This window comes from Stenotrophomonas sp. STEN046, from assembly GCF_056759755.1.
Genome location: NZ_JBRRDR010000005.1, coordinates 115435 through 137427 on the forward strand (window position 1 = coordinate 115435; position 21993 = coordinate 137427).

The window sequence follows — 21993 nt, forward strand, 5'->3', positions numbered from 1 at the left end:
GATCCGCGCTTCTGGTAGACGCCAACCTTGGTTGGCGCTCCTGCAACAAAGCAACGCAGCGTCCATTGGACGCCGCGCATGCCAACCAAGGTTGGCATCTACCAGTGCATGCGTCGGCATGCCACGCGTGTAGCGGTGTCACCAGACAGTCATCTGTCTAGCGCACCATTTTCACGTTGATCCACGGCGCCTGCAGCGCCACCGGTCGCATCGGCTGTCCCTCCTTTCAAATTCCATGAGCTCCGCGCCCACGCGGTGGCTTGTACCTGCCTGAGTGTCCGTAACATGACGAAGACTTTGTTGGCCGCCGCGCTGTCGATCGCGCTCGCTCCTGCGGCCTGGGCGCAGGATGCCGCCCCGACCTCCACTGGCACCGCTGCTACCGACCTCGATGCGGTCTCGGTGATCGGCAGCGGCGAAGCGCGCCAGGTGCAGCGCATCACCCGCGAGAACCTCGACATACTGCCGCCGGGCACCAGCCTGCAGAAGACCCTGAACCTGCTGCCGGGCGTCAACGCGCAGTCAGCCGATGCACTGGGCAGCAACGAGCAGTCGATGACGCTCAGCCTGCGCGGCTTCAACTCCACCCGCCTCGGCTACACGCTGGACGGCGTGCCGCTGGGCGATGGCGCGTACAACAACTACAACGGCCTGACCATCAACCGTGCGTTGATCAGCGAGAACATGGCCGGTGCCGAACTGGCGGTGGGCATCGGCAGCCTCGGCACACCGTCCACCAGCAACCTCGGCGGCACCATCTCCTACACCTCCGACCGCCCGGCACAGGAACTCGGCGGCCGCGTGGTGCAGACCTTCGGCAGCGATGCCAACCGCCGTACCTTCGTGCGCGTGGACAGCGGCGAGTACAACGGCTTCTCCGGCTATGTTTCCGGCATGAACGCGGTCTCGGACCTGTGGAACGACCAGTCCGCCTACAACAAATCCACTACCAAGCAATTCAATGCCAAGGGTGTGTGGAACTTCGGACGCGGCCAGATCACCGGTTTCGTCGATACCTCGCGCACCACGCAGGCCGACTACTTCTACCTGTCCAAGGACGAGATGTCGCGCGGCCTGGGTTGGGACTGGGGCGGCTACGCGCCCGACTGGAGCAAGGCCGTGGCCAAGGCCTACTGCAACACCGCCAGTTTCAACGCGAAGAAGTGCGACAGCAGTGGGCCGGACAAGGATGCCGACGGCGCCTTCACCGCCGGGCAGATCCTGCGCGATGACAACCTGTACTACCTGGCAGGCGACTTCTTCCTGGCCGATGGCTTCAGCCTGCGTGCGCTGGCCTACCACCACGATGACCGCGGCGAAGGCCACAACTGGAACAGCGGCGCATGGTCCAACAAGGGCACCGCGCAGGAAATTCCGATCATCTTCCGCAACACCATCTACACCATCGACCGCGACGGCGGCACCCTCTCGTTCGATTGGGAGCTGGGTGCGCACCGCATCGAGGGTGGCGTCTGGTACGAGCGCAATACCAGCAGCGCCGAACGCTACCAGACCGCGGTGGATGGACCGCGTGACCTGAGCGGCATGAACACCCTGCCCTCGGATGTGGGCGTGTTCGCCCAGCGCACCCGCTGGAAGACCCACCAGTTCTTCCTGAAAGACACCTGGCGTCTGCTCGACGACCGCCTGACCCTCGAGTTTGGTGCGAAGAGCCCGCACGCCACCTCCGACGCACAGGCGCTGCCGGGTGATGCGAAGACGCCGATCTCGCCGACCTCCAACAACCAGTTCGCCACCGGTTCGTTAAAGGCCAGCAAGAATTTCCTGCCCAGCGTTGGTGCCAACTTCCGCCTGGCCGAGCACCACGAGATCTTCGCCAGCTACGCCGAGAACATCGCCATGTTCCAAGGCGGCTTCAAGCTGGGCCCGCAGGCGGTCAGCCAGGCCACCTGGAACGCGCAGGGCAACCTGAAGCCGGAAGAATCGCGCTCGCTGGAAGCGGGCTACCGCTTCATCACCGACACGTTGCAGGCCTCGATTGCCGCCTATGACGTGCGCTTCGACAACCGCCTGCTGCAGTACAACCCCTGCGACTCGCGGCAGCCGGTCGGCCCGACCTGCGGCAACCGTTTCTACAACGTCGGTGGCGTCGACAGCCGCGGCGCCGAACTGACCGTGCTGTGGACCCCCAACGAGCACTTCAGCTGGTACACCTCGGCTTCGCTGAACCGGTCCACCTATGCCTCCAACTACGTGCAGGCCGGTGTCGAGCAGCAGATCAAGGGCAAAATCCAGACCGATACGCCCAAGCAGATGCTGGCCACCGAGATCACCTGGCGCGACAACGGCTGGTTCGCCAGCCTGCGCGGCAAGTACACCGGCGAACGCTTCTACACCTACACCAACGACCAGGGGTTCGGCGGCTTCACCGTGTTCGACCTGGCCGGCGGCTACGACTTCGGCCAGGTTGGTTTCGCCAAGGGCATGCGCCTGTCGCTGAACGTGACCAACCTGGGCGACAAGCGCTATGCCAGCAATCTGGATTCGAGCGTGTTCGCGCCCAGCGACCCCACCGGCAAGCTGTATGTGTTCCATGCATCTGCACCGCGCCAGGTGTTCGGTACCATCGACATCCGCTTCTGATTGCCAGCGAGGAACCCGCCGATGCCTGCTACCACCCTGCTGCTGGCCGCACTCTCGGTCAGCGGCTTCAACGCACCGCATGAAGTCCGCGGCACGCCACCCCGCACGGTGCAGGTGGCTGGCCTGGACTATGTCGACAAGGGGCTGGTTGCAGCGGGGCGGCTGCCGGCCGGCACGGTGGATTTCCTCGGCGATACGCTGGGTTCGTTCTCATCGCTGGCGGTGCAGCCAGGCAGCTGGCGGCGCACCGGGCGCCGATATGAAGGCGTGTTGTGGACCCTGCCCGACCGCGGCCGCAATGATCCCGAGGCCGGCCTGTTCTACGACTATGCCGGCCGCGTGGAGCGCATGCAGCTGCGCATCGACATCGCCCCGTCCAAGCCCGGCAAGCCGGCCGCGCTGGGTCGGCTGACGCTGGTGCCGGACAAGGGGCTGGTGTTGACCGACTTCAACGGCCAGCCATTCACCGGCGCCGACCCGGGCGACAACAGCATGACCCAGCGTGGCGTGGCACTGCCCTCGCCTGCCACCGGAACGGGCGCCGGCAAGGTCTCGCTGGACGCCGAATCACTGCAGTTCACCGCCGATGGCAGCTTCTACATCGGCGATGAGTACAGCGCCAACATCTACTACTTCGACCATCTGGGCAGGCTGCAGGGGGTCATCGTCGCACCCCCGGCAATTGCTCCCCGGCGTGATGGCAAGCCGGCGTTCGGATCGCTGGCCGCACCGCAGACTGGCCGCCGCAACAACCAGGGCGTGGAAGGCATGGGCCTGTCGCCCGATGGCACGCGCCTGTTCGTGGCGCTGCAGAGCGCCACTGTGCAGGACAGCGCGCACGGCAGCGCCGCCGGACGCATCAACACCCGCGTGCTGGTGTACGACGTGACGGCGTCGCCAACGCCACAGCAGCCGATCGAGCATTACGTGATGGCGTTGCCCACCTACGCCCACGACGGCAAGGGAAAGCTCGACCGCACCGCCGCGCAGAGTGAGCTGCGTGCGCTGGATGCCAACCGTTTCCTGCTGCTGGCCCGCGACGGCAACGGCCTGGGCAAGGACGGCGATGACCCGATCGTCTACAAGTCGGTATTGCTGGTGAATGTGGCCGGGGCCAGCAATCTGGCGGGCAGCGCCTACGAAACCGGTACGGCATCGGTACTGGCCGATCCGGCCGATACCACCTTGAAGGCGGGCATCGTGCCTGCACGCAGCGACGAACTGCTGAACCTGCTCGACCGCCCGCAGCTTGCGCGTGCCGGGCTGGATCTGGACACCACGCGCGGCCCGCATGCCGGCCTGCTGTCGGAAAAGTGGGAAGCCATGGACGTGCTGCCGGCGCTGGATCCGCAGAATCCCAAGGACGTACTGCTGCTCATAGGCAACGACAACGACTTCATCGCCCGTCATTGCCGCATGCAGGGACAATCCTGCGACAGCCCCTACGACAACGATAACCGTGTGCTGGTCTACCGACTCACGCTACCCTGACTGCAACAGGTAGTGCCGGCCGCTGGCCGGCATCACGACCATGCCGACCATGCATGCGGATACCCGCCAATCTGCCCGGCAAGACCGGCTCGTACCGGATTGCCCAGGATGTACAGAGCTTGCCGCGCCAGCGAATCCTCTGCCCTTACTGCATGATCGAAATAGCCGGGCTGCCACAACGCACCACGACGCCCCATCAGGCGATTGAATGCAAGCGCACTGGAAGACTTGAAACGACGCGCGACATCCGCGAGGTCGGTCAGTTTCAGTTCCAGCATCCAGTGAACAGGATCCGGCATGACAACCCATGCGAGAGACTGTACGAGCCCTCGCTGTTCGATGTAGTGGAACTGGTCGATTACACATGCCACTGCAGCTTCGCTTTCAAAGAACCGGCAGCGCTGATGGGTGGTGGTTGTCAGAACGTAGACCTGGCCGATGATCGAGCGACGGCCCAGGCGAAGGCGATGGCTGCTCATGCCCCATGGTGGAGCGATCATTGAGCATTGAAAGTCAGGCCATGCCTCGGCGGGTGTTGGGAGATGTCGGAAGTTGAATGAGGTTGCGGGCCAGCGGCCGGCACTACCGGGTTCTGCCAATGCCGGCCGGCGGCCGACACTGGCAGGACTCAGCCGCGCAGGGTCGCGCCGCCGTCCACGTACAGGTCACTCATCGCCACGTGGCCGGCCTGCTCGGAAAGCAGGAACATCACTGCCTGCGCGATGTCCTCTGGCGTGGCCAGCTTGCGCAACGGAATGCCGGCCTTGTAGGTCGCCGGATTGCCGGCGATCACCTGCGCCGCGCCCTGCTCGTCTTCCCACATGCCGGTCTGCATCGGGGTCAGCGTAGAACCCGGCGCCACGATGTTGCAGCGGATACCCAGCGGCGCCAGTTCAAGCCCCAGGCAGCGGGTGAACATGGTTGCAGCCGCCTTGGAGGCGGCATAGGCCGCCATGCCGTGGCGCGGCACACCGGCAGCGTTTGAACTGACCGTCACGATGGCACCCTGCCCCCGCGGCGACATCACCCGCGCCAGTGCACGCCCCACATGGAACACGCCGTCAGCATTGACGGCGAACACCCGCTGCCAATCGGCATCGGTGGTGTCCACCACGTTGCCCACGTGCAGCACACCGGCAACGCTTGCCGCCAGCCTGATCGGGCCGACGCTGGCTTCCACCCGGTCAACCAGCGCATCCACCGCTGCGCCGTCGGTGACGTCCAGCGCAAAGGCCTGCACCTGATCATCGACGGCCGCGAACGTTGGCCGTTCACGGTCCGTAGCGACCACCCTGCAGCCGGCTTCCCGTAGTTGATTCACCAGCGCCGCACCGATACCACCTGCGGCACCGGTCACCAGCGCCACATTGCCCGCAAAGCCGGTCAACTGCATGCTGCATTCTCCTGTTGCGTATCCCACTGGCGCAGGCGCGCCGACAGCCACGGGGCCAGGTGTGCCACTGCGTCGCGGCTGGTCAGTTCAGCATGCAGGAACGGCAGCTCGATGGCATCGACCTGCAGTGCATGGGCCTTCCACAGCGCAGATTGCAGCTGCGGGCGCGCCTGGTGATCGCGGCCAGCGCGCACATGCGCCAGCGTGCCGACGAAGGGGCGGTGCTGGTGCTCGCGGATCAGCCGATTGGTGCCGGTCACCGCGCGTACCACGCCATCCAGCACCACATCGGGCAAGCTGCCCAAGGCGCTGCCACCGCGCCGCAGGAAGGCAAGGATGCGCTCGCGATCGTCCAGTTCGGGATGTGCATCCGGGTCATGCCCGGCAATCGCCAGCAGTGCGCGCAGCGCGGCGATCGGATCCGGCTCGGGTTCGGAACGCCAGCACTCACTCGGATACGCATCGAGCAACACCAGCTCGCCGACCTCGCGGCCAATGTCGTGCAGACGCACGGCCATCGCCTGGGCCAGGATGCCGCCCACCGACCAGCCCAGCAGATGCACCGGACCCTGCGGCTGCAGTGCGACCACGCGCTGCACATAGTCGTTGGCCATCGCCTCGATGCTGCCCGGCAGCGGCAGCGCGGGGTCCAGCGCGGGCGACTGCAGGCCGTACACCGCGCGCGCCGGCTGCAGTGCCCGCGCCAGCACCCGGTAGTTCCAGGCGATGCCGCCTGCCGGATGCAGTACGAACAACGGCGTGACGCTGGTTTCGTCAGTGGCGGCCAGCGCGATCACCGGACCCAGTGCGTGGTCGGCCCGCGCGGGGGGCTCGGCAATGCGCGTCGCCAATGCGGCCACTGTGGGCTGCGCGAACAGCGCCCCCAGGCCAAGTTCACAGCGCCAGCGCTGTTCGATGGACAGCAGCAGATGCACCGCCGACAGCGAATCCCCGCCCAGACCGAAGAAATCCGCGTCGATGGCCACCGTGCCATGGCGACCCAACGCCTGCGCGAACAGCTGCGCCAGCTGCTGCTCCAACGGTGTACGCGGCGCCATGCCGGCGACCTCCTGCTGCGCAGGTTTCGGCAATGCAGTGCGGTCCAGCTTGCCGTTGGCCGTCACCGGCCACTGCGCCACGCCGACGAAGGCAGAGGGAATCATGTAGCCCGGCACGCGCGCGGCCAGGTGGCTGCGCAGTGCAGTCACATCGGCCAACGGCTCGGGCAGGTAGGCCACCAGGCGTGGCTCCCCGGGAAGATCATCGCGCAGCAGCACCGCCACGCGTTCCACCGCGGGCAGCTCACGCAGCGCAGCCTCGATCTCGCCCAGCTCGATGCGCAGCCCGCGCAGCTTGACCTGATGGTCACTGCGGCCCAGATACTCCACTGCACCATCGGCACGCCAGCGTGCGACATCGCCGGTGCGATAGATGCGCTCACCCTGCTGGAAAGGATCGGCCAGGAAGCGCTCGCAGGTCAGGTCCTCGCGGCCGAGGTAGCCGCGCGCCAGCTGTACACCGCCCAGGTAAAGATCACCGGCCACCCCCACCGGCAGAGGCTGCATCCGCGCATCCAGAACGTACATGCGGGTGTTCCAGACCGGGAACCCGATCGGCACCGGGTCTGAACGGTCATCGGGCCGCGCCGGCCACGCGCTCACATCCACCGCTGCCTCCGTGGGGCCGTAAAGGTTGTGCAGTTCCGCGCGCACCCGGGCGTGGAAGCGATCCCGCAGCGGGGCGTCGAGCGCCTCGCCACTGGTGAACACGCGCCGCAGCTGCAGACCGGCCGAGGCCGGCGCGACCAGGAACGCCTCCAGCATCGAGGGCACGAAATGCGCGGTGGTGATGCCGTGGGTCCGGATCAGCCGCGCCAGCTCGGTCGGGTCACGGTGTGCTTCCGGGCCGGCCAGCACCAGCGTGCCACCACACAGCAGTGGCAGGAAGAACTCCCAGACCGATACGTCGAAGGTGGCCGGCGTCTTCTGCAGCACACGATCATCGCTGCCGATGCCGTAGTGCTCGCGCATCCACAGCAGGCGGTTGACGATGGCGCGATGCTCGATGAGTACGCCCTTGGGTTCGCCGGTAGAGCCGGAGGTATAGATCACATACGCGGCATCCTCAGGCAACGGGTCGGCCCAGGGTGCGGCGAAACTCAGCGCGTTCCATTGTCCGGGCGCCAGCACCGGGACCGCGGCCATCCGCGGCTGCACCTCGGCGGCTGCCAGCACGCACGCCGGCTGTGCCGAGGCAACGATGCGCGCGAGGCGCTCGTCGGGATGGGCAAGGTCCAGCGGCAGGTAGGCGGCACCCGCACGCAGCACGGCCACCAGCGCGATCACCAGCTCCAGCGAACGCGGCAGCGCCACCGCCACCACGCTGCCCGGGCCAACGCCCATCGAGCGCAGCTGCGCGGCCAGTGCGAAGCTGCGCGCCTCCAGCGTGGCATGGTCCAGCTCGGCCTCGCCGAACACCAGGGCGGTCGCCTGCGGATCGCGATCCATGCCCTGCTGCAGCAACTGGGCCAGTGTGGTTGGTGGCAGCGGATGTGCCGTGGCATTGAAGCCATGCACGACCTGCTCCACCTCCACAGCCGTGGCCAGCGGCACGGCCGCGATGTCCTCGGCCTGCAGCGCTGCCGACACGAAATGCAGCAGGCGCGCTGCATGGGCCTGCACGTCCCGGAGGCCGTACAGCGCGGGATTGGCTTCAATCTCCAGATCCAGCAGGCGCTGGCCATCGCCGCGGAAGCCGATCGTCAGATCATCGACCGGCCCGGTGCACAGCACCTCGAGCGACGCCTGCACGCCCGGCAGCGTCAACGGCTTGTAGAAGGGTTGCACATTGACCATCGGGCCGTGCAGCCGCTGCTGCGCGCCCACCAGGCCAAGGTCGCGGCGCAGCTGCTCGCCCCGGTAGCGGCCATGCTTGCGGCCCTGGCTGAGCTGCCGGCCCAAGCCACGGCTGAACGCCTCGGCACTGCCTTGGCCGGCGGCCACGCGCAACGGCAGCACGTTCATCACCATTGCCGGCACGCGCGCGGACGCATTGCCCAGGCGGCCCATGTACGGCACGCCCAGCACTACTTCATCAGCCCCGCTCATCCGCCGCAGGTACTCGGCGGACAGCGCCGCCAGCACATCCGGCCACGGCTGCAGCCAGGCCGACGAGACGTGCAGCAACCGCTCGCGGAACGAGGCGTCCAACGGTTGCACCCAGCGCAGCGCATCGTCGCTGGCCGCTACTGTGCCGGCCAGGCCCACGCCCGCTGGCGCACCCTGCAGGTAGCCCTGCCACCAGTGCCGGGCCTGTTCGCGCCGCGCATCGACACGGTACCCGGCATCATCGGCGAGCACGCCGTCCAGTGCAGGCAGTGCCTCACCGCCACGCCCGGCGTACAACGCACAGACACGATCACTGAACAGCGCCATGCCATAGCCATCGGCTGCAAGGTGATGCACGCGCAGATACCAGACCCAGCGCTGGGCACCCAGCGTGAACAGCGCCTGCTGGCTGATCCGGTCGCGGGTTGGATCGACCGCGCTGAGCCGGTCGGCCTGCATCACCGCACGTGCCGCCACAGCCGGATCGGACTCGCCGGATACATCCCGTACCGAAAGCAGCGGCACATGTGCAGGATCATGCCATTGCACCGGCTGGCCGTCGTCGCCCTCGGCAAAACGCAGTGCGAATGCCTGAGCCTCGATCGCTGCCTGGTTGGCCGCAGCGATGAATGCAGCCACATCCAGCGCGCCTTCGATCCACACCGCATGAGCCGTGTTGTACGCGGGGTTCTCCGGCGCCAGCCGCTGTGCGAACCAGAGCCCGGTCTGGGCTTCGGTCAGTGCCACCGGCGTGGCCAGCGCTGCGTTGTTCATGCCGTCTGCGCGGCCTGCAACTGCTGCACCACGGCCCACCACTGTCGCAGCGTGGTGTGCTCGGCCAGTTGTGAGAATTCCAGCGGCAGCCCGGTATTGCCCCACGCCAGCACCAGCCCGAGCATGCGCATCGAATCCAGGTCCAGGTCGATCAGGTTGTCGTCGTCGCCGATCTCGGCCGGCGTGCACTCCAGCACGCGCGCCACGTCGGCCCGCATCCGCTCCAGATCCAGCACTTCACCCGCTGCGGCCATCACAGCACCTCCAGCAGCTGGTCGGTGGTCATCGGCACACCACAGGTGCGTGCGATCCAGTGCAGCGCCTGATCGTGATCGGCACGCGAGAAATCGGCCACCGCATCGGCGGCAATGAACGCCTCGATGTCACGCTGGAAGGCTTCGGCCACCGTGGCGGTGCAACCGATATGGGCGTACACGCCGGTCACCAGCAGCTGGTCGCGGCCACGTACCCGCATCAGGGTTTCCAGATTGCTGCGCTGGAACGCGCTGTAGCGGTGTTTCACCAGCACGTGCTCGCCCGGTTGCGGTGCCAGCGCCTCGATGATCGGCTCGTGATCGGCGCTGCGGCGCATGCCAGGGCCCCACAGATCGGCCTGCAGGCCGCGGTCGCGGCGATCCTGGTCGCCATGCTGGGCGGTGTAGAACACCGGGATGCCATGCAAGCGGCAATGCGCCAGCAGGCGCGCGATATTGTCCACCGCCGGCCGCAGCGGCGCGCTGCCCGCATCGAACGCAGCCAGGAAGTAGCGCTGCATGTCGTGCACCAGCAGTGCGACACGATCACGCTGCGGGCGCCAGGGGCCACGCGCCTGCGGCAGTTCAGCAGCGCTCGGCAAGGGGTAGTTGGTGATGCGGGGCAGCGCCATCAGCGCGTTCCTCCTGTCTGTTGCAGATGACGCGTGCGCAGCTGCGCACGCAGTTCGCGGCGGCTGATCTTGCCGACTGCGGTGGTATCGAAACTGTCGACGAACACAACCTGGTCCGGCACCTTGAACGCGGCCAAGCCGCGCGTGCGCATCCAGGCCTTCAGTGCCGGCGCCTTGATCGGCTCACCCTGCTGGATCACGAAGGCACAGCTGCGCTCGCCCAGATAGTCATCGGGAATGGACACCACCGCAGCGTCGAACACGCCCGGATGGGCCAGCAGATGGTCTTCGATCTCCTCGGCGGAGATCTTCTCGCCGGCGCGGTTGATGTGGTCACCGGCTCGCCCCTGTACCACCAGGTAGCCACCGGGCAGCTGCTGCACGCGATCGCCGGTGCGGTAGAAGCCATCGTCGGTGAACGAGCGCGCATTGGCTACCGCATCGTTGTGGTAGCCGCCGATGGTGTACGGACCGCGGGTCAGCAGGTGGCCCACCTCGCCTGCGGCCACGGGATGATCGTGGTCATCGACCACGCGCACCTCATCGTCAGGGCTGATCGGTCGGCCCTGGCAGGCCACGATCAGTTCCTCCGGGTCATCCAGGCGGGTGTAGTTGACCAGCCCTTCGGCCATGCCGAACACCTGCTGCAACGTGCAGCCGAGGCCGTCGATCACCCGCCGCGCCGCCTCCGGCACCAGCTTGGCACCACCCACCTGCAGTACCTGCAGGCTGGACAGATCGTGCTTGCTGGTCGCCGCCGCCTGCGCCCACAGCAGCGCCAGCGGCGGCACCAGTCCGCAGCAGGTCACGCGCTCGCGGGCGATCAACGGGAACGCCGCATCCGGGCCCGGGCCGGGGCTGAGCACCACGCGGGCACCGGCATACAGCGCGCCGAAGAAGCCCGGTGAACTCATCGGAAAATTGTGCGCGGCCGGCAGCGCGACCAGGTACACGCTGTCGCGGTCGATGCCGCAGATGTCATTGCTGGCGCGGAACGAATAGATGTAGTCGTCATGCGTGCGCGGGATCAGCTTGGACAGGCCGGTGCTGCCGCCGGAGATCTGCAGGAACGCCACCGACTGCGGATCCGGGTCGGCCGGCAGTTGGCTGCGGTCGCCCTGCAGCGCGTCCAGTGCGGTGAATTCGGCCGGATCACCGTCGATGACCACCCGCCGCACCGCGGGCACTTCAGCCTGCAATGCCCGCGCCAACCCACGATGATCGAAGCCATCCTGCAGTTCGGCGGTGATGTAGGCACTGGCCTCGGCCTTGTTAGCGAAGTGCACCAGCTCGGTGATGCGATGCGCGGGCAGCGCGTACACCGGCACCAGGCCGGCGCGGAACAGGCCACAGACCGTGGTGATGAACCCGGCGCTGTTGCCCAGCTGCACCAGCACCCGCTCGCCCGGCTGCAGGCCCAGCGCCAGCAGGCCGGCGCCGATACGGCCAGCTTCGTGCCAGAGCTGTGCATAGCTCAGGCGGACGTCGCCGGCCACTACCGCGATGTCATCGGCGTAGCGCTCGGCGCGCTCGCGCAGGAATGCCGGGAAGGTCTCGCCACGCCAGTGGCCTGCCTGGCGATAGCGCGCAACCCGTTCATCAGGCCATACCTGCTGCAATGGCAGGCGCGGAGAAGCAGGAGAGTGCGTCATGCGGCGGGCTCGATTGCGGGCGCTGGCCCATGCACGCCCAGCGCGTTCAACAGGGCAGCAAACTTCGCTGCGGTTTCAGCCACTTCGGCCTCGGGCTGTGAATCGGCGACGATGCCGGCGCCGGCATACAGGCGCAGCTGGGTGCCCTGCAGGCGCGCGCAGCGGATCGCCACGTACCAGTCGCCGTCGCCCTGGGCGTCCAGCCAACCCACCGCACCGGCATAGAAGCCGCGCGGCACCGGTTCCAGCGCACGGATCCGCTGCAGGGCTGCCATCCGCGGCGTGCCGCAGACCGCCGGGGTGGGATGCAGCTGCGCAAGCAACTCGGCCGCAGGCGTATGCGCGTCCCTCAGCGTGGCGTGGATGCGGGTGCCGAGATGCCACATGCTGGCGGTGGCGTGCAGCACCGGACGCGGCTGTGCATCCATGTGGCTGCAGTACGGCGCCAGTCCGTCGACGATGGCCTCCACCACGTGACGGTGTTCGTCGTGGTCCTTGCCCGAGGCCAACAGCGCCTGTGCGGCGCGCTCGTCCTCGGCAGCATCGGCACTGCGTCGTGCCGATCCGGCCAAGGGATGCGACAGCAGTTGTGTGCCGCGCTTGCGCAGCAGCAGTTCCGGGGTCGCGCCCACCAGCCAGGCCGGCGCCTGGCCCAGTTCAACCGGCAGCGGCACCGCATAGGTGGCAACCGAAGGATCCGCCCCCAGCCGTGCCAGCAGTACATCCGGCGAAAGTGCCTCACGGGTGCGGGCCAGCAGGCTGCGCGCCAGTACCACCTTGTGCAGCCCTTGTTCGGGCGCGCGCAGTGCCTGCACCGCTGCGGCAACGGCGGCTGCATAGTCCACCGCTGCGGGCTCGGCCTGCAGCCCACCATCCAGCGGCGGCGCCGCCTGCGGCTGCAGCGGCAACGGCGGCAGCAGGCGTTCTGGCTGATAGAGCGCATCGTCGGCGCGCGGCTCGAAAGGCACCGCGCCGACCAGCACACCCGGACCACCGCGCTGCTGCGCGAAGAAGGCGGCGACACGCTCGGCCAACGTCGCCAGTGCACCGGCCGGCAGCGTCGCGCGGCAACCGCGCGCATGCACATGCTGGCCCGCATGCTGCAACAGGAACAGCGAGGCGTCGTCCGCGCTCTGCAGGGGTGATGGCTCAGCCTCCGGCCACGCACCCTGCACCAGGGAATCGTTCATGGGGTCTCCTTCATGCGATACGCGGCGGCCAGCACGCACAGCAACAGCAGCAGCACGCCCACCAGCAGGTAAGGCAGGCTCGGCCCACCGCGATACAACAGCGTGCCGAGCATCGGCCCGGCCACCATGCCCAGCCCCTGCGCGGCTGCGACGGTGCCGGCGGCAGCACCCTGCTCATGCGCTTCCACCGCATCAGCGGCCAGCGCCTGGAACGAGGGAAACACAAAGCCCATGCCGAAGGCGGCCAGCGCGTAGGCCGCCGGCAGCTGCCAGGCCTGCTGTACGCCAGCCACCGAGGCAAAGCCGATGCCGGAAATCAATGCACCCAGGATGATCCAGCGCCGCGGGTGCACCTGCAGTTTCATCACCAGCACCTGCGCCAGGATCAGGCCAACGCCAACGGCGGTGAGGGCGATGCCCGCCATGCGCGCGCCCGCCGCGGCATCCAGGCCCAGGCGGTCGATCGCAAAGAAGCCGACGGTGACCTGCGCAATGGTCACCGAGATCATCGCGATGAAGGCGGCCAGCTGCGGCAGGCGCAGGCGCGGGTCGAAGCGGCTCATCGCCGGGCGGCGCTGCGCAGAGGCAGCCAGTGTCGGCGGCGTGGCCGGCAGCCGCCAGGCCAGCAATGCCAGCGCGAGCAGTGGCAGCAGGGCCGCCACGTACAGCGCCAGCGACAGATTGGTATAGGCCAGCCAGCCGGCCGCCGCCGGGCCCAGCACCATGCCCAGCGCGTTGGCGCTGCCCAGCCGGGCAAGGAAGCTGGCGCGCTGGCCTGCCGGTGCCTTGTCGGCAATCAGGGCGGCAGCGGTAGGCGGCACGGCCGCGTAGAACAGGCCGATCAGGCCGCGCGCACCCACCAGCACCAGCACCGATACCAGCACCGGCGGCACCGTCTGCAGGGCAATATCGATGAACACCGCCAGCGCGATGTAGACCACGGTGTAGGCGCTCATCGCCAGCATCAGCACACGTTTGCGGCCGATGCGGTCACTGAGCTGGCCCCAGGGGCGCGCGGCCAGCATCCACAACACGCCAGCGGCGGTAACCGACAGGCCGGCATGCCACTCGGACAAGCCGAGCATGCGGACCACCGGGCCGATCACGGCGACGAAGGACATCATCGCCATGGTGCCGATCAGGGCGGCCAACACCAGCGCCGGCAAGCCGGGAACGACGGGACGTGCGTGCATGGAACACCAGCCGTAACAGGAAAGGATCGCCGGGTGCCCAAGCACCCCGCCGGCGTCAGTTCCAGTCAGAAGCGGACGCCACCCTTAAATGATAACGGCTCGTATTTGCATTTGATACCCATTCTCTTGAATGGGCGTGCAACAGTGGGTTCAGCGCGCGGCACGCCTGCCGAGCAGACCACGACGCTTGAACCACCACTCCAGCGGCAGCGTCACCAACGGCGGAATCGCCGCCAGCAACGCCAGAGCACTTGCCCACCACGGCCAGCGCAGGCGCACTGCCGCAAACAGGGTGACCGCCACGTAGACCAGGAATGCCACGCCATGCAGCGGCCCGAATACCTTGACCAGCGCGACGTTCGCCTGCGGGCCGTACTTCAACCACATGCCGGCCAGCAGTCCTGCCCAGGTCAAGGCCTCGATGAAAGCGACCGCGGCGAACAGGCGTCCGGTCGGGTGCAGGGTGGAGGGTGGGTTCACGCGGTGCTCCGGCATCGGGATATCAAATGCGAATGATACGCAGATGCGAACCGTCCGGACACCGGCGGGTAGCGCCGGGCCCTGCGCGGTGAGCACAGCGGTGGCAGCGATACGGCGTGTCCAGCAAAGTGGACGCCTACCCCAGCGTGTCCGGCAGGACGTGCTCGCCGATCTCCCGCAGCACCTCATCCACCGGCCGCCCGTTGTCGACCAGGTTGAACATCACGTGCGCCACGCCCTGTGCATGCACGCGCTGCAGATACGCACGCAGACCGTCGCGACCCACTTTCAGGCCCAGTGGTAGCGGCTGCGGCGGCGCCTGCGGGTCAGCCTGCAGGTCCAGCAGCATCGACTGCACGAACGGCTTGCCCGCCGCGCTGCCCTGCGCCAGCGCCTGCTGCCACAGGCCGATGCGGCCCTCCTGCGCGCCTTCCTCGCGGTGGTAGGTGGCCCAGCCTTCGGCCTCGCGCGCGATCCACTGCAGGCTCTGCCGCGCGGTGCCGACCACCAGCATCGGTATGCGGGCTGCCGGTGCCGGCAACACCTCGTAGCCGCCGGTCGCCTGCAGGACCTCGGCGCGCTCGTCGGTGTCGGGGGACAACGCGGCACGCAGCAACGACCAACGCTCACGGAACGTCGCCGCCCTGCCCTCCAGATCCTCGCCGAACGCCGCAAATTCCTCCGGACGATCGCCCGAGCCCAGCCCCAGCACGAAACGCCCGCCGCTGATCCGGTCCAGCGTCAACGCCGACTTCGCCACCTGCAGCGGCTGCCGCAACGGCAGCACGATCGCCGCACTACCGACCACGATGCGCTCGGTTGCGGCCGCCAGCATGCCCAGCCACAGGAACGGATCGTCCAGTGCGCTGGCGGTCGCATCCGGCCCCTGCGGCACCATCAGTGGTACATCGCGGGCCCACAGTGCGGCGAAACCAAGGCTGTCGGCCAGCCGCGCGATGCCTCGCGCCTGGCCAAGGTCCGCCAATCCATGCGCCACCACCGGGGTCATCAGGCCAAGGCTCAGGCCCTGCCTCGGGAACACGCGTGCGTAGGCGGCATTGAATTCGGTCATGCCGTCAGCTTAGCGTGGGGGAATGCGCTGCACCCCACCACAGGAAGAACACTGCATGCACCGGATCCGCCCTGCCCACGCCGATGACCTGCCCGCAATGAGCGCGGTGTGCATGGCCGCGTTCAACGCCGCCGTTGCACCTTCGCTCAGCGCACAGGGCGTGGCCACCTTCGCCGGTGTGGCGGCGGCCGATGCGTTCGGCCAGCGCCTGCAGGGCGACAACCATATGCTGGTGGCCGAGCGCGCCGGCCAGGTCATTGGCGTGATCGAACTGAAGGCAGGCCGCCATCTTGCAATGCTGTTCGTCGACCCGGCCGAGCAGGGGCGCGGCATCGGCCACGCACTGCTGCAGGCCGTGATGCCGCACCTGCGCGAGCCGCTGATGACCGTGCGCGCCTCGCTCAACGCGGTGCCCACCTACCTGCGCTACGGCTTCGTGCCGGAGGGCGAGGTCGGCCAGTTCAACGGGCTGGTGTACCAGCAGATGGTGCTGGCAGCGGCCTGACGGCATCCGTCGGGCATGGCCCGGCGCTACCAGCCAATGCATGCAGGCGTCATGCCCTTGTGCATGCCTGACATGAGCAAACTGCATCAGCCAGTCCCCCGGCCATTCCTACAATGGCCGATCACCCTGCCCTTCGAGACATTGCCCATGCGTGCTGCCCTTTCCGTGTTGCTGCTGGCCGGCGCGCTGAGCGCCTGCTCCCCGGCGTCCGCACCGGTGCCGTCGGCGCAGGCGGCCAATGCCGCGCCTGCCACCGCCATCGCATGGCGCCAGGGCGATGTCGACGATGCATTCAACGAAGCCGCCGAGAGTGGCAAGCCGGTGCTGCTGTACTGGGGCGCGGTCTGGTGCCCGCCCTGCAACCAGCTCAAGGCCGGCCTGTTCAAGGACCCGGCCTTCATCGCGTTGACCGGCAAGTTCGTGCCGGTCTACCTGGATGGCGATGAGGAAGGCGCGCAGGCATGGGGCGAGCGTTTCGGCGTGCGTGGCTATCCCACCCTGATCGTGCTGGACCCGCAGCGCAACGAGATCACCCGCGTTGCCGGCGGCAACGACGCCGACGAACTGACCCGGGTGCTGACCGTGGCCGCCAGCCGCCGCAGTGCCGTGGCTGAGACCCTGGCGACCGCGTTGGCCACGCCGGCGCGGCTGGACGCGGAAGACTGGCAGGTGCTGAGCGACTACGGCTGGGAAGTGGATGCCAACCGCCTGGCTGGCACGCGCGATGCGCAGGACGTCCTGCAGCAGCTGGCCAAGGCAGCGCCCGGGCCCGCCCTGCAACGCCGCTTCGCCCTGCTCTCGCTGGCTACCGCGGCCAAGCCCGTCGCAGCCCCCACCCAGGTGCGCGAACTGCTGCAGGCCGTGCTGGCAGCGCCGGCCGAGGTACGCCGCAACCGTGAACTGCTGGGCTATGCAGGTGCCGGCCTGGTCAAGCAGGCCAGCGCCGGGCCGGCGAGCAGCAACGCGCTGGGCCAGCAACTGCTGGTGGCGCTGGAGCGGGCCGATGCCGAGCGTGGCAATCGCGCCGACGATGCACTGTCGCGCGCACTGACCGAAGTGGCGCTGGTGCGCCAGCAGCAACCGCAGGGCCCACTGCCGGCGACGCTGGTCGAACGGGTCAAGCGCCGCGTGGCGGCCGCCGATGCCGCCGCCGACGATGCGCACGCGCGCCAGGCAACCATCAGCAGTGCGGTGTATGCACTCCGCCAGGTGGGCGACGATGCCGGTGCGGAATCGCTGCTGCTGGCCGAGCTCAAGCGTAGCGAGCAGCCCTACTACTACATGCCCGAACTGGCCGAACTGGCCGAGCAGCGCGGCGACACCGCCGGTGCACTGGAATGGTTGAAGCGTGCCTACGAGGGCGCGCAGGGCCCGGCCACGCGGGTGCAATGGGGCGTGCTGTATGTCGAAGGCCTGTTGCGGCTGGCCCCGGACGACGCCCCGCGTATCGAACAGGCGACCGCCTCGTTGATCGCAGAGCTGGAGGCGCAGCCTTCGGGCTACCACCAGCGTACCCGCCAGCGCTTCGAGCGCCTGGCTGGGCAGTTGAAGGCATGGAGCGGCAAGCATCAGGGCGCAGAGACCCTGGCGCGGTTGCAGCACCGCATGCAGGCCGCCTGCGGTGACCAGGTCGACAGCGCATGCAGGGACTGGTTGAGTTGAGTTCCAGTAGTGCCAGCCCACGGCTGGCAGCGCGAGGTGCATGAAGCTGCCAGCCATGGGCCCGCACTACTGCATCTTCTCCTGCCTCTGCTCTTGACCTCAACCAATGTTGAGGTGCGATAACAGTCTCCCCACGGCCAGCCCCCTGGCCTTCCCCACGGAGACTGTTTCGATGTCGTACTCGCTTCCCGCCCTCCCCTATGCCTACGACGCCCTGGAACCGCACTTCGATGCGCGCACGATGGAAATCCATCACGGCAAGCACCATCAGGCCTACGTCAACAATCTCAATGCCGCGCTCGAACAGGCCGGCGTGGCCGCGCAACCGGTCGAAGCCCTGATCGCCGATCTCGATTCCCTGCCCGAATCGATCCGCGGCGCGGTGCGCAACAACGGTGGCGGACATGCCAACCACAGCCTGTTCTGGACGGTTCTGAGCGCCAACGGCGGTACCCCCGACCAGGTCCTGGCGGAGGCCATCGACCGCGATCTTGGTGGTTACGAGGCCTTCAAGGACGCCTTCAGCAAGGCCGCGCAGACCCGCTTCGGCAGTGGCTGGGCATGGCTCACCGTCGACCGCGAAGGTCGCCTGCAGATTGAAAGCAGCGCCAACCAGGACAGCCCGTTGATGGGCCCTGCCGCAGGCGTCTCCGGCAACACGCCGATCCTGGCGCTCGACGTCTGGGAACACGCCTACTACCTGCATTACCAGAACCGTCGCCCCGACTACATCGGCGCCTTCTTCAACCTCATCAACTGGGCCGAAGTCGGCCGGCGCTATCGCCAGGCCCGGGCCGCATGAACGGCGAGTCCCCCGCATATGCCGGGCCGTGGGCGGGGGTGTTCCCCGCCCCGGCACCGGTGCCATCGGTCAGCCTGCCGCCGCGTGCCTTGCGGCGGCTGCTGGGCCACTTTCCCACCGGCGTCGCCATCGTCTGCGCACGTGGTGCACAGGGCAATCCGCAGGGACTGACCATCAACTCGTTCGTCCCGGTCTCGCTGCAGCCACCGGTGGTGCTGTGGAACCTGGCCCTGCACGCGCAGAGCCTTTCGGTGTTCCAGCGCGCCACGCAGTTCTCGATCAGCGTGCTCGGCGCTGGCCAGGAGGCACTGGCACGACGTTTCGCCGATCCGCAGGTACGCAACCGCTTTGCCGATGTGCCACTGCTGGACGACGACGGGCGGGCGCCGCCGCGCATTGCCGGCGCCGTCGCCCACCTCACCTGCACCCGCCACGCGCAGTGGCCGGTCGGCGATCACCTGTTGCTGGCTGGCCGCATCATCGATGTGCGCGAGGAAGGCGGCGCACCGCTGCTGTTCCACCGTGGCCGCTTCCTGCCCGGGCCGCTGGAAACGCTGGTGGGGGTGCGCGGATGAACATCCAGTCGCTTGAGACGATGCTGGCATCCGGCCGCGACAGCGCGTTGCTGCGCTTCGGCCTGGGTAAGGGCTGGCTGGATGCCGGCGACCCGGTACGCGCAGCGACCCATCTCGGTCGCTGCGTGGTGCTGGACCCGGACTACTCGGCGGCGTGGAAGCTGCTGGGCAAGGCCTGGCTGGCCGGAGGCCAGCCGCAGGCGGCACGCGAAGCGTGGCAGCGCGGGCTCAGCGTGGCCGGCAGCAAGGGCGACCAGCAGGCCCGCAAGGAAATGCAGGTATTCCTGCGCCGGCTGGACCGTGAACACATGGCCCTCCTGGCGAAAGCCGGCTGAGTACTCAGCCGGCGTTGGCCGGTGCCGGCATGATGTCCGGCATCGGCAGGCGACGCGGCTTGCTCGGGAACGCGTGGCGCAGGATGCGCCAGACCACCTGGGTGAACTGCCGCGGCAGCGAACCGTTGTTGTAGTGCTGGCCGTAGCGACGGCAGATGTCCTTCACTTCCTTGGCAATGGCCGCATAGCGGTTGGCCGGCAGGTCCGGATAGAAGTGATGCTCGATCTGGTGGCTGAGGTTGCCCGACAGCACGTTGATCACGAACCCGCCGCTGATGTTGGACGAACCACGCAGCTGGCGCAGGTACCAGTGGCCGCGCGATTCATTGCGCAGGCATTCCTTCGGGAAGGTTTCCGATTCGGCCGTGAAGTGGCCACAGAAAATGATCACATAGGTCCAGATGTTGCGCAGACCGTTGGCGACCATGTTGCCCAGCATCACCGGCAGGAAGAACGGGCCGGCAAGCAGCGGGAAGAACACGTAGTCCTTCAGCACCTGGCGGATCATCTTGCGCGCCACCGGGCGGGTCTGCAGCCACATTGCACGGCTGCTGATGCGGCCCTTGAACCAACGGCCCAGGCGCAGGTCCTGCGCGGCCACGCCCCACTGGAACAGCAGCGCGAAGATCGGCGCGATGATCGGCTGCAGCAGGTAGAACGGCTTCCAGCGCTGCTCGGGGAAGATGCGCAGCAGGCCGTAGCCGATGTCATCGTCCATGCCACGCACGTTGGTGTAGGTGTGGTGGCGGAAATTATGGGTCTTGCGCCAGTTGTCGGCGGTGGCAACGATGTCCCACTCGTAGGTGTTGCCGTTGAGCTTGGGATCGCCGGTCCAGTCGTACTGGCCGTGCATCACGTTGTGACCCAGCTCCATGTTTTCCAGGATCTTGGCCAGCGCCAGCAGCAGGGTGCCGGCAATGCACGCCGGCCACAGCAGCGGCGCCCAGAACAGCGGCGAGAACGCGCCCAGGAACAGCAGGCTGCGGCCGAGTACGCCGGACCAGCGCACGGCGGCGGCCACCCGGCGGATATAGCGGGTGTCGGACGCGCCGAGGCTGCCGATCACACGATCGCGGATCGCATCGAGTTCCTCACCAAACGTCTGCATCTCGGCAGGGCTCAGGGCACGGTCGGTAGCGCGGGTCATGGCAGCGGGGTCCTCAGAGATCCAGGGTCAGGTCGGTGGTCGGCGCGCTCACGCAGATCCGCACGGGCACGGCCGTTTCGGACTGGATGTCGCCGGTGCGCAGGTGGCGGGTGGTGCCACTGACGCGGTCACAGGTACAACTGTTGCAGATGCCCATGCGGCACCCGTGCTTGGGCGCGATCCCCTGCGCTTCCAGGCTTTCCAGCAGCGAACGACCACGCGGCACGATCAAGCGGCGGCCACTGCGGGCCAGGGTCAGGGCGACCTCGCCAAGACTGTCGGCACCGTCCAGCGCGGCCGGCGCAGTGAACGCCTCGGCCTGGAAACCGGCCACCTGCTGCGCCAGTCGCCTGCGCGCGGCGGCCACGAAACCATCCGGACCACAGGCCAGCACGTGGCGCTGTGCCAGCGGCGTGTCATCGCCGCCTGCGGTCAGTGCGTGGGTATCGATTCGCGCCGCCGGCACCTCGCCTTCGCGGGTGGTCAGCAGGTGCACGCGCAGGTTCGGGGTCGCCGCGGCCAGGGCCAGCAGTTCCTCACGGAACTGGAAGGCGGCAGCGCTGCGCTCCCAGTAGAACAGGTCGACCGGTGCTGCCAGCGGGCGCTGGCAGGCGTCGCGCAACAGGCTGCGCATCGGCGTGATGCCGCTGCCGGCGGCCAGCAGCAGCACCGGCGCGGCGGTCGGCATGTGGAAATCGCCGAAGGCGGCGTCCAGGCGGAACAGGTCACCCGGTTGCGCGGCGGTCACCAGATGCTGGCTGATCTTGCCGCCTTCCACTGCCTTGACGGTAATGGCCAGCTCGCGACGGCCCAGGCGGGTCGGGCTGTAGCTGCGCCGAAACACGCGCCCCTCAAGCTCGACCCCAAGCGTCACGTGCTGGCCGGCGCGCATGCCGGCCCAGTGCCGGTTGCAGCGCAGGACGAGGGTCGCGGCGCCCTCACCGGCCGGCTCACGCCGCACCAGGCGGGCCATCGGCTCGCGCAGGGTCCACAACGGATTCAGCTTGGCCGCCCAGAAGTCGAACAGCGACGGCGACAGCCAGCGGTACGGAGAAAACAGCGAGGGACGGAGGACAGCGCTCATGGGCGCACTATACGGCCGCACACACAGCTGTGTATACACGT

Annotated in this window: 19 protein-coding genes; 7 read left to right on the top strand and 12 right to left on the bottom strand. The window is 67.9% G+C overall.

The features are described 5' to 3' along the window. Positions 1-285 precede the first annotated feature (285 nt). Both ACVOLJ_RS04495 and ACVOLJ_RS04500 read left to right on the top strand, forming a co-directional pair. The gene (locus tag ACVOLJ_RS04495; RefSeq protein WP_481563568.1) at positions 286-2604 is read left to right on the top strand and encodes a TonB-dependent receptor; all 2319 of its coding nucleotides are present in this window, start codon (positions 286-288) and stop codon (positions 2602-2604) included. A 21-nt stretch (positions 2605-2625) separates the two neighbouring features. Beyond that, entirely contained in the window at positions 2626-4095 is a 1470-nt protein-coding gene (locus tag ACVOLJ_RS04500; protein WP_481563569.1) for an esterase-like activity of phytase family protein, read from the top strand. Between the two features lie 32 nt (positions 4096-4127). Here the strand turns inward: ACVOLJ_RS04500 and ACVOLJ_RS04505 are convergent, their stop codons facing one another. The 10 genes from ACVOLJ_RS04505 to ACVOLJ_RS04550 all read right to left on the bottom strand — a co-directional run bounded on the left by ACVOLJ_RS04505 (position 4128) and on the right by ACVOLJ_RS04550 (position 15842). Beyond that, positions 4128-4574, bottom strand: coding sequence for an REP-associated tyrosine transposase (locus tag ACVOLJ_RS04505; protein ID WP_481563570.1), 447 nt, complete (start codon positions 4572-4574; stop codon positions 4128-4130). 149 nt (positions 4575-4723) lie between these two features. After that, complete coding sequence (locus ACVOLJ_RS04510; protein ID WP_481563571.1) at positions 4724-5488, bottom strand: 2,3-dihydro-2,3-dihydroxybenzoate dehydrogenase; 765 nt, start codon at positions 5486-5488, stop codon at positions 4724-4726. After that, positions 5479-9369 (bottom strand): amino acid adenylation domain-containing protein, encoded by a 3891-nt coding sequence (locus ACVOLJ_RS04515; RefSeq protein WP_481563572.1) that lies wholly within the window; start codon positions 9367-9369, stop codon positions 5479-5481. Before ACVOLJ_RS04515 ends, ACVOLJ_RS04510 begins: the two co-directional genes overlap by 10 nt. Beyond that, positions 9366-9623, bottom strand: coding sequence for a phosphopantetheine-binding protein (locus tag ACVOLJ_RS04520; protein ID WP_475279007.1), 258 nt, complete (start codon positions 9621-9623; stop codon positions 9366-9368). The genes ACVOLJ_RS04515 and ACVOLJ_RS04520 overlap by 4 nt, the downstream gene beginning before the upstream one ends. Then, a complete protein-coding gene (locus ACVOLJ_RS04525; RefSeq protein ID WP_475279008.1) occupies positions 9623-10255 on the bottom strand; it encodes an isochorismatase family protein in 633 nt (210 codons plus the stop codon). Before ACVOLJ_RS04525 ends, ACVOLJ_RS04520 begins: the two co-directional genes overlap by 1 nt. Further along, the gene (locus ACVOLJ_RS04530; protein ID WP_475279009.1) at positions 10255-11907 is read right to left on the bottom strand and encodes a (2,3-dihydroxybenzoyl)adenylate synthase; all 1653 of its coding nucleotides are present in this window, start codon (positions 11905-11907) and stop codon (positions 10255-10257) included. Before ACVOLJ_RS04530 ends, ACVOLJ_RS04525 begins: the two co-directional genes overlap by 1 nt. Beyond that, complete coding sequence (locus tag ACVOLJ_RS04535; RefSeq protein WP_475279010.1) at positions 11904-13097, bottom strand: isochorismate synthase; 1194 nt, start codon at positions 13095-13097, stop codon at positions 11904-11906. Before ACVOLJ_RS04535 ends, ACVOLJ_RS04530 begins: the two co-directional genes overlap by 4 nt. Next, on the bottom strand, positions 13094-14290 hold the full coding sequence (locus ACVOLJ_RS04540; RefSeq protein ID WP_481563573.1) for an MFS transporter: 1197 nt from the start codon (positions 14288-14290) through the stop codon (positions 13094-13096). The genes ACVOLJ_RS04535 and ACVOLJ_RS04540 overlap by 4 nt, the downstream gene beginning before the upstream one ends. A 150-nt stretch (positions 14291-14440) precedes the next feature. Then, complete coding sequence (locus ACVOLJ_RS04545) at positions 14441-14785, bottom strand: DUF3817 domain-containing protein (RefSeq protein WP_475279012.1); 345 nt, start codon at positions 14783-14785, stop codon at positions 14441-14443. 121 nt (positions 14786-14906) lie between these two features. Beyond that, entirely contained in the window at positions 14907-15842 is a 936-nt protein-coding gene (locus ACVOLJ_RS04550) for a TIGR03571 family LLM class oxidoreductase (protein WP_481563574.1), read from the bottom strand. 55 nt (positions 15843-15897) lie between these two features. Here ACVOLJ_RS04550 and ACVOLJ_RS04555 point away from each other — a divergent pair, with 55 nt between their 5' ends. From ACVOLJ_RS04555 to ACVOLJ_RS04575, 5 genes are all read left to right on the top strand, one after another. Continuing rightward, the gene (locus tag ACVOLJ_RS04555; RefSeq protein ID WP_481563575.1) at positions 15898-16347 is read left to right on the top strand and encodes a GNAT family N-acetyltransferase; all 450 of its coding nucleotides are present in this window, start codon (positions 15898-15900) and stop codon (positions 16345-16347) included. A gap of 147 nt (positions 16348-16494) precedes the next feature. After that, positions 16495-18009 carry a thioredoxin family protein gene (locus ACVOLJ_RS04560; RefSeq protein WP_481563576.1) on the top strand — a complete coding sequence of 505 codons (1515 nt, stop codon included), beginning with the start codon at positions 16495-16497 and terminating at the stop codon, positions 18007-18009. A 172-nt stretch (positions 18010-18181) separates the two neighbouring features. Next, positions 18182-18811, top strand: coding sequence for a superoxide dismutase (locus tag ACVOLJ_RS04565; protein WP_475279016.1), 630 nt, complete (start codon positions 18182-18184; stop codon positions 18809-18811). Continuing rightward, positions 18808-19386 (top strand): flavin reductase family protein, encoded by a 579-nt coding sequence (locus tag ACVOLJ_RS04570; RefSeq protein WP_481563577.1) that lies wholly within the window; start codon positions 18808-18810, stop codon positions 19384-19386. The genes ACVOLJ_RS04565 and ACVOLJ_RS04570 overlap by 4 nt, the downstream gene beginning before the upstream one ends. Continuing rightward, positions 19383-19721 (top strand): tetratricopeptide repeat protein, encoded by a 339-nt coding sequence (locus ACVOLJ_RS04575; protein WP_475279018.1) that lies wholly within the window; start codon positions 19383-19385, stop codon positions 19719-19721. Before ACVOLJ_RS04570 ends, ACVOLJ_RS04575 begins: the two co-directional genes overlap by 4 nt. A 4-nt stretch (positions 19722-19725) precedes the next feature. Here the strand turns inward: ACVOLJ_RS04575 and ACVOLJ_RS04580 are convergent, their stop codons facing one another. Both ACVOLJ_RS04580 and ACVOLJ_RS04585 read right to left on the bottom strand, forming a co-directional pair. Beyond that, a complete protein-coding gene (locus ACVOLJ_RS04580) occupies positions 19726-20868 on the bottom strand; it encodes a fatty acid desaturase family protein (RefSeq protein ID WP_475279019.1) in 1143 nt (380 codons plus the stop codon). 13 nt (positions 20869-20881) lie between these two features. Then, positions 20882-21952, bottom strand: a complete 1071-nt coding sequence (locus ACVOLJ_RS04585; protein WP_481563578.1) for a ferredoxin reductase — start codon at positions 21950-21952, stop codon at positions 20882-20884. Positions 21953-21993 lie beyond the last annotated feature (41 nt).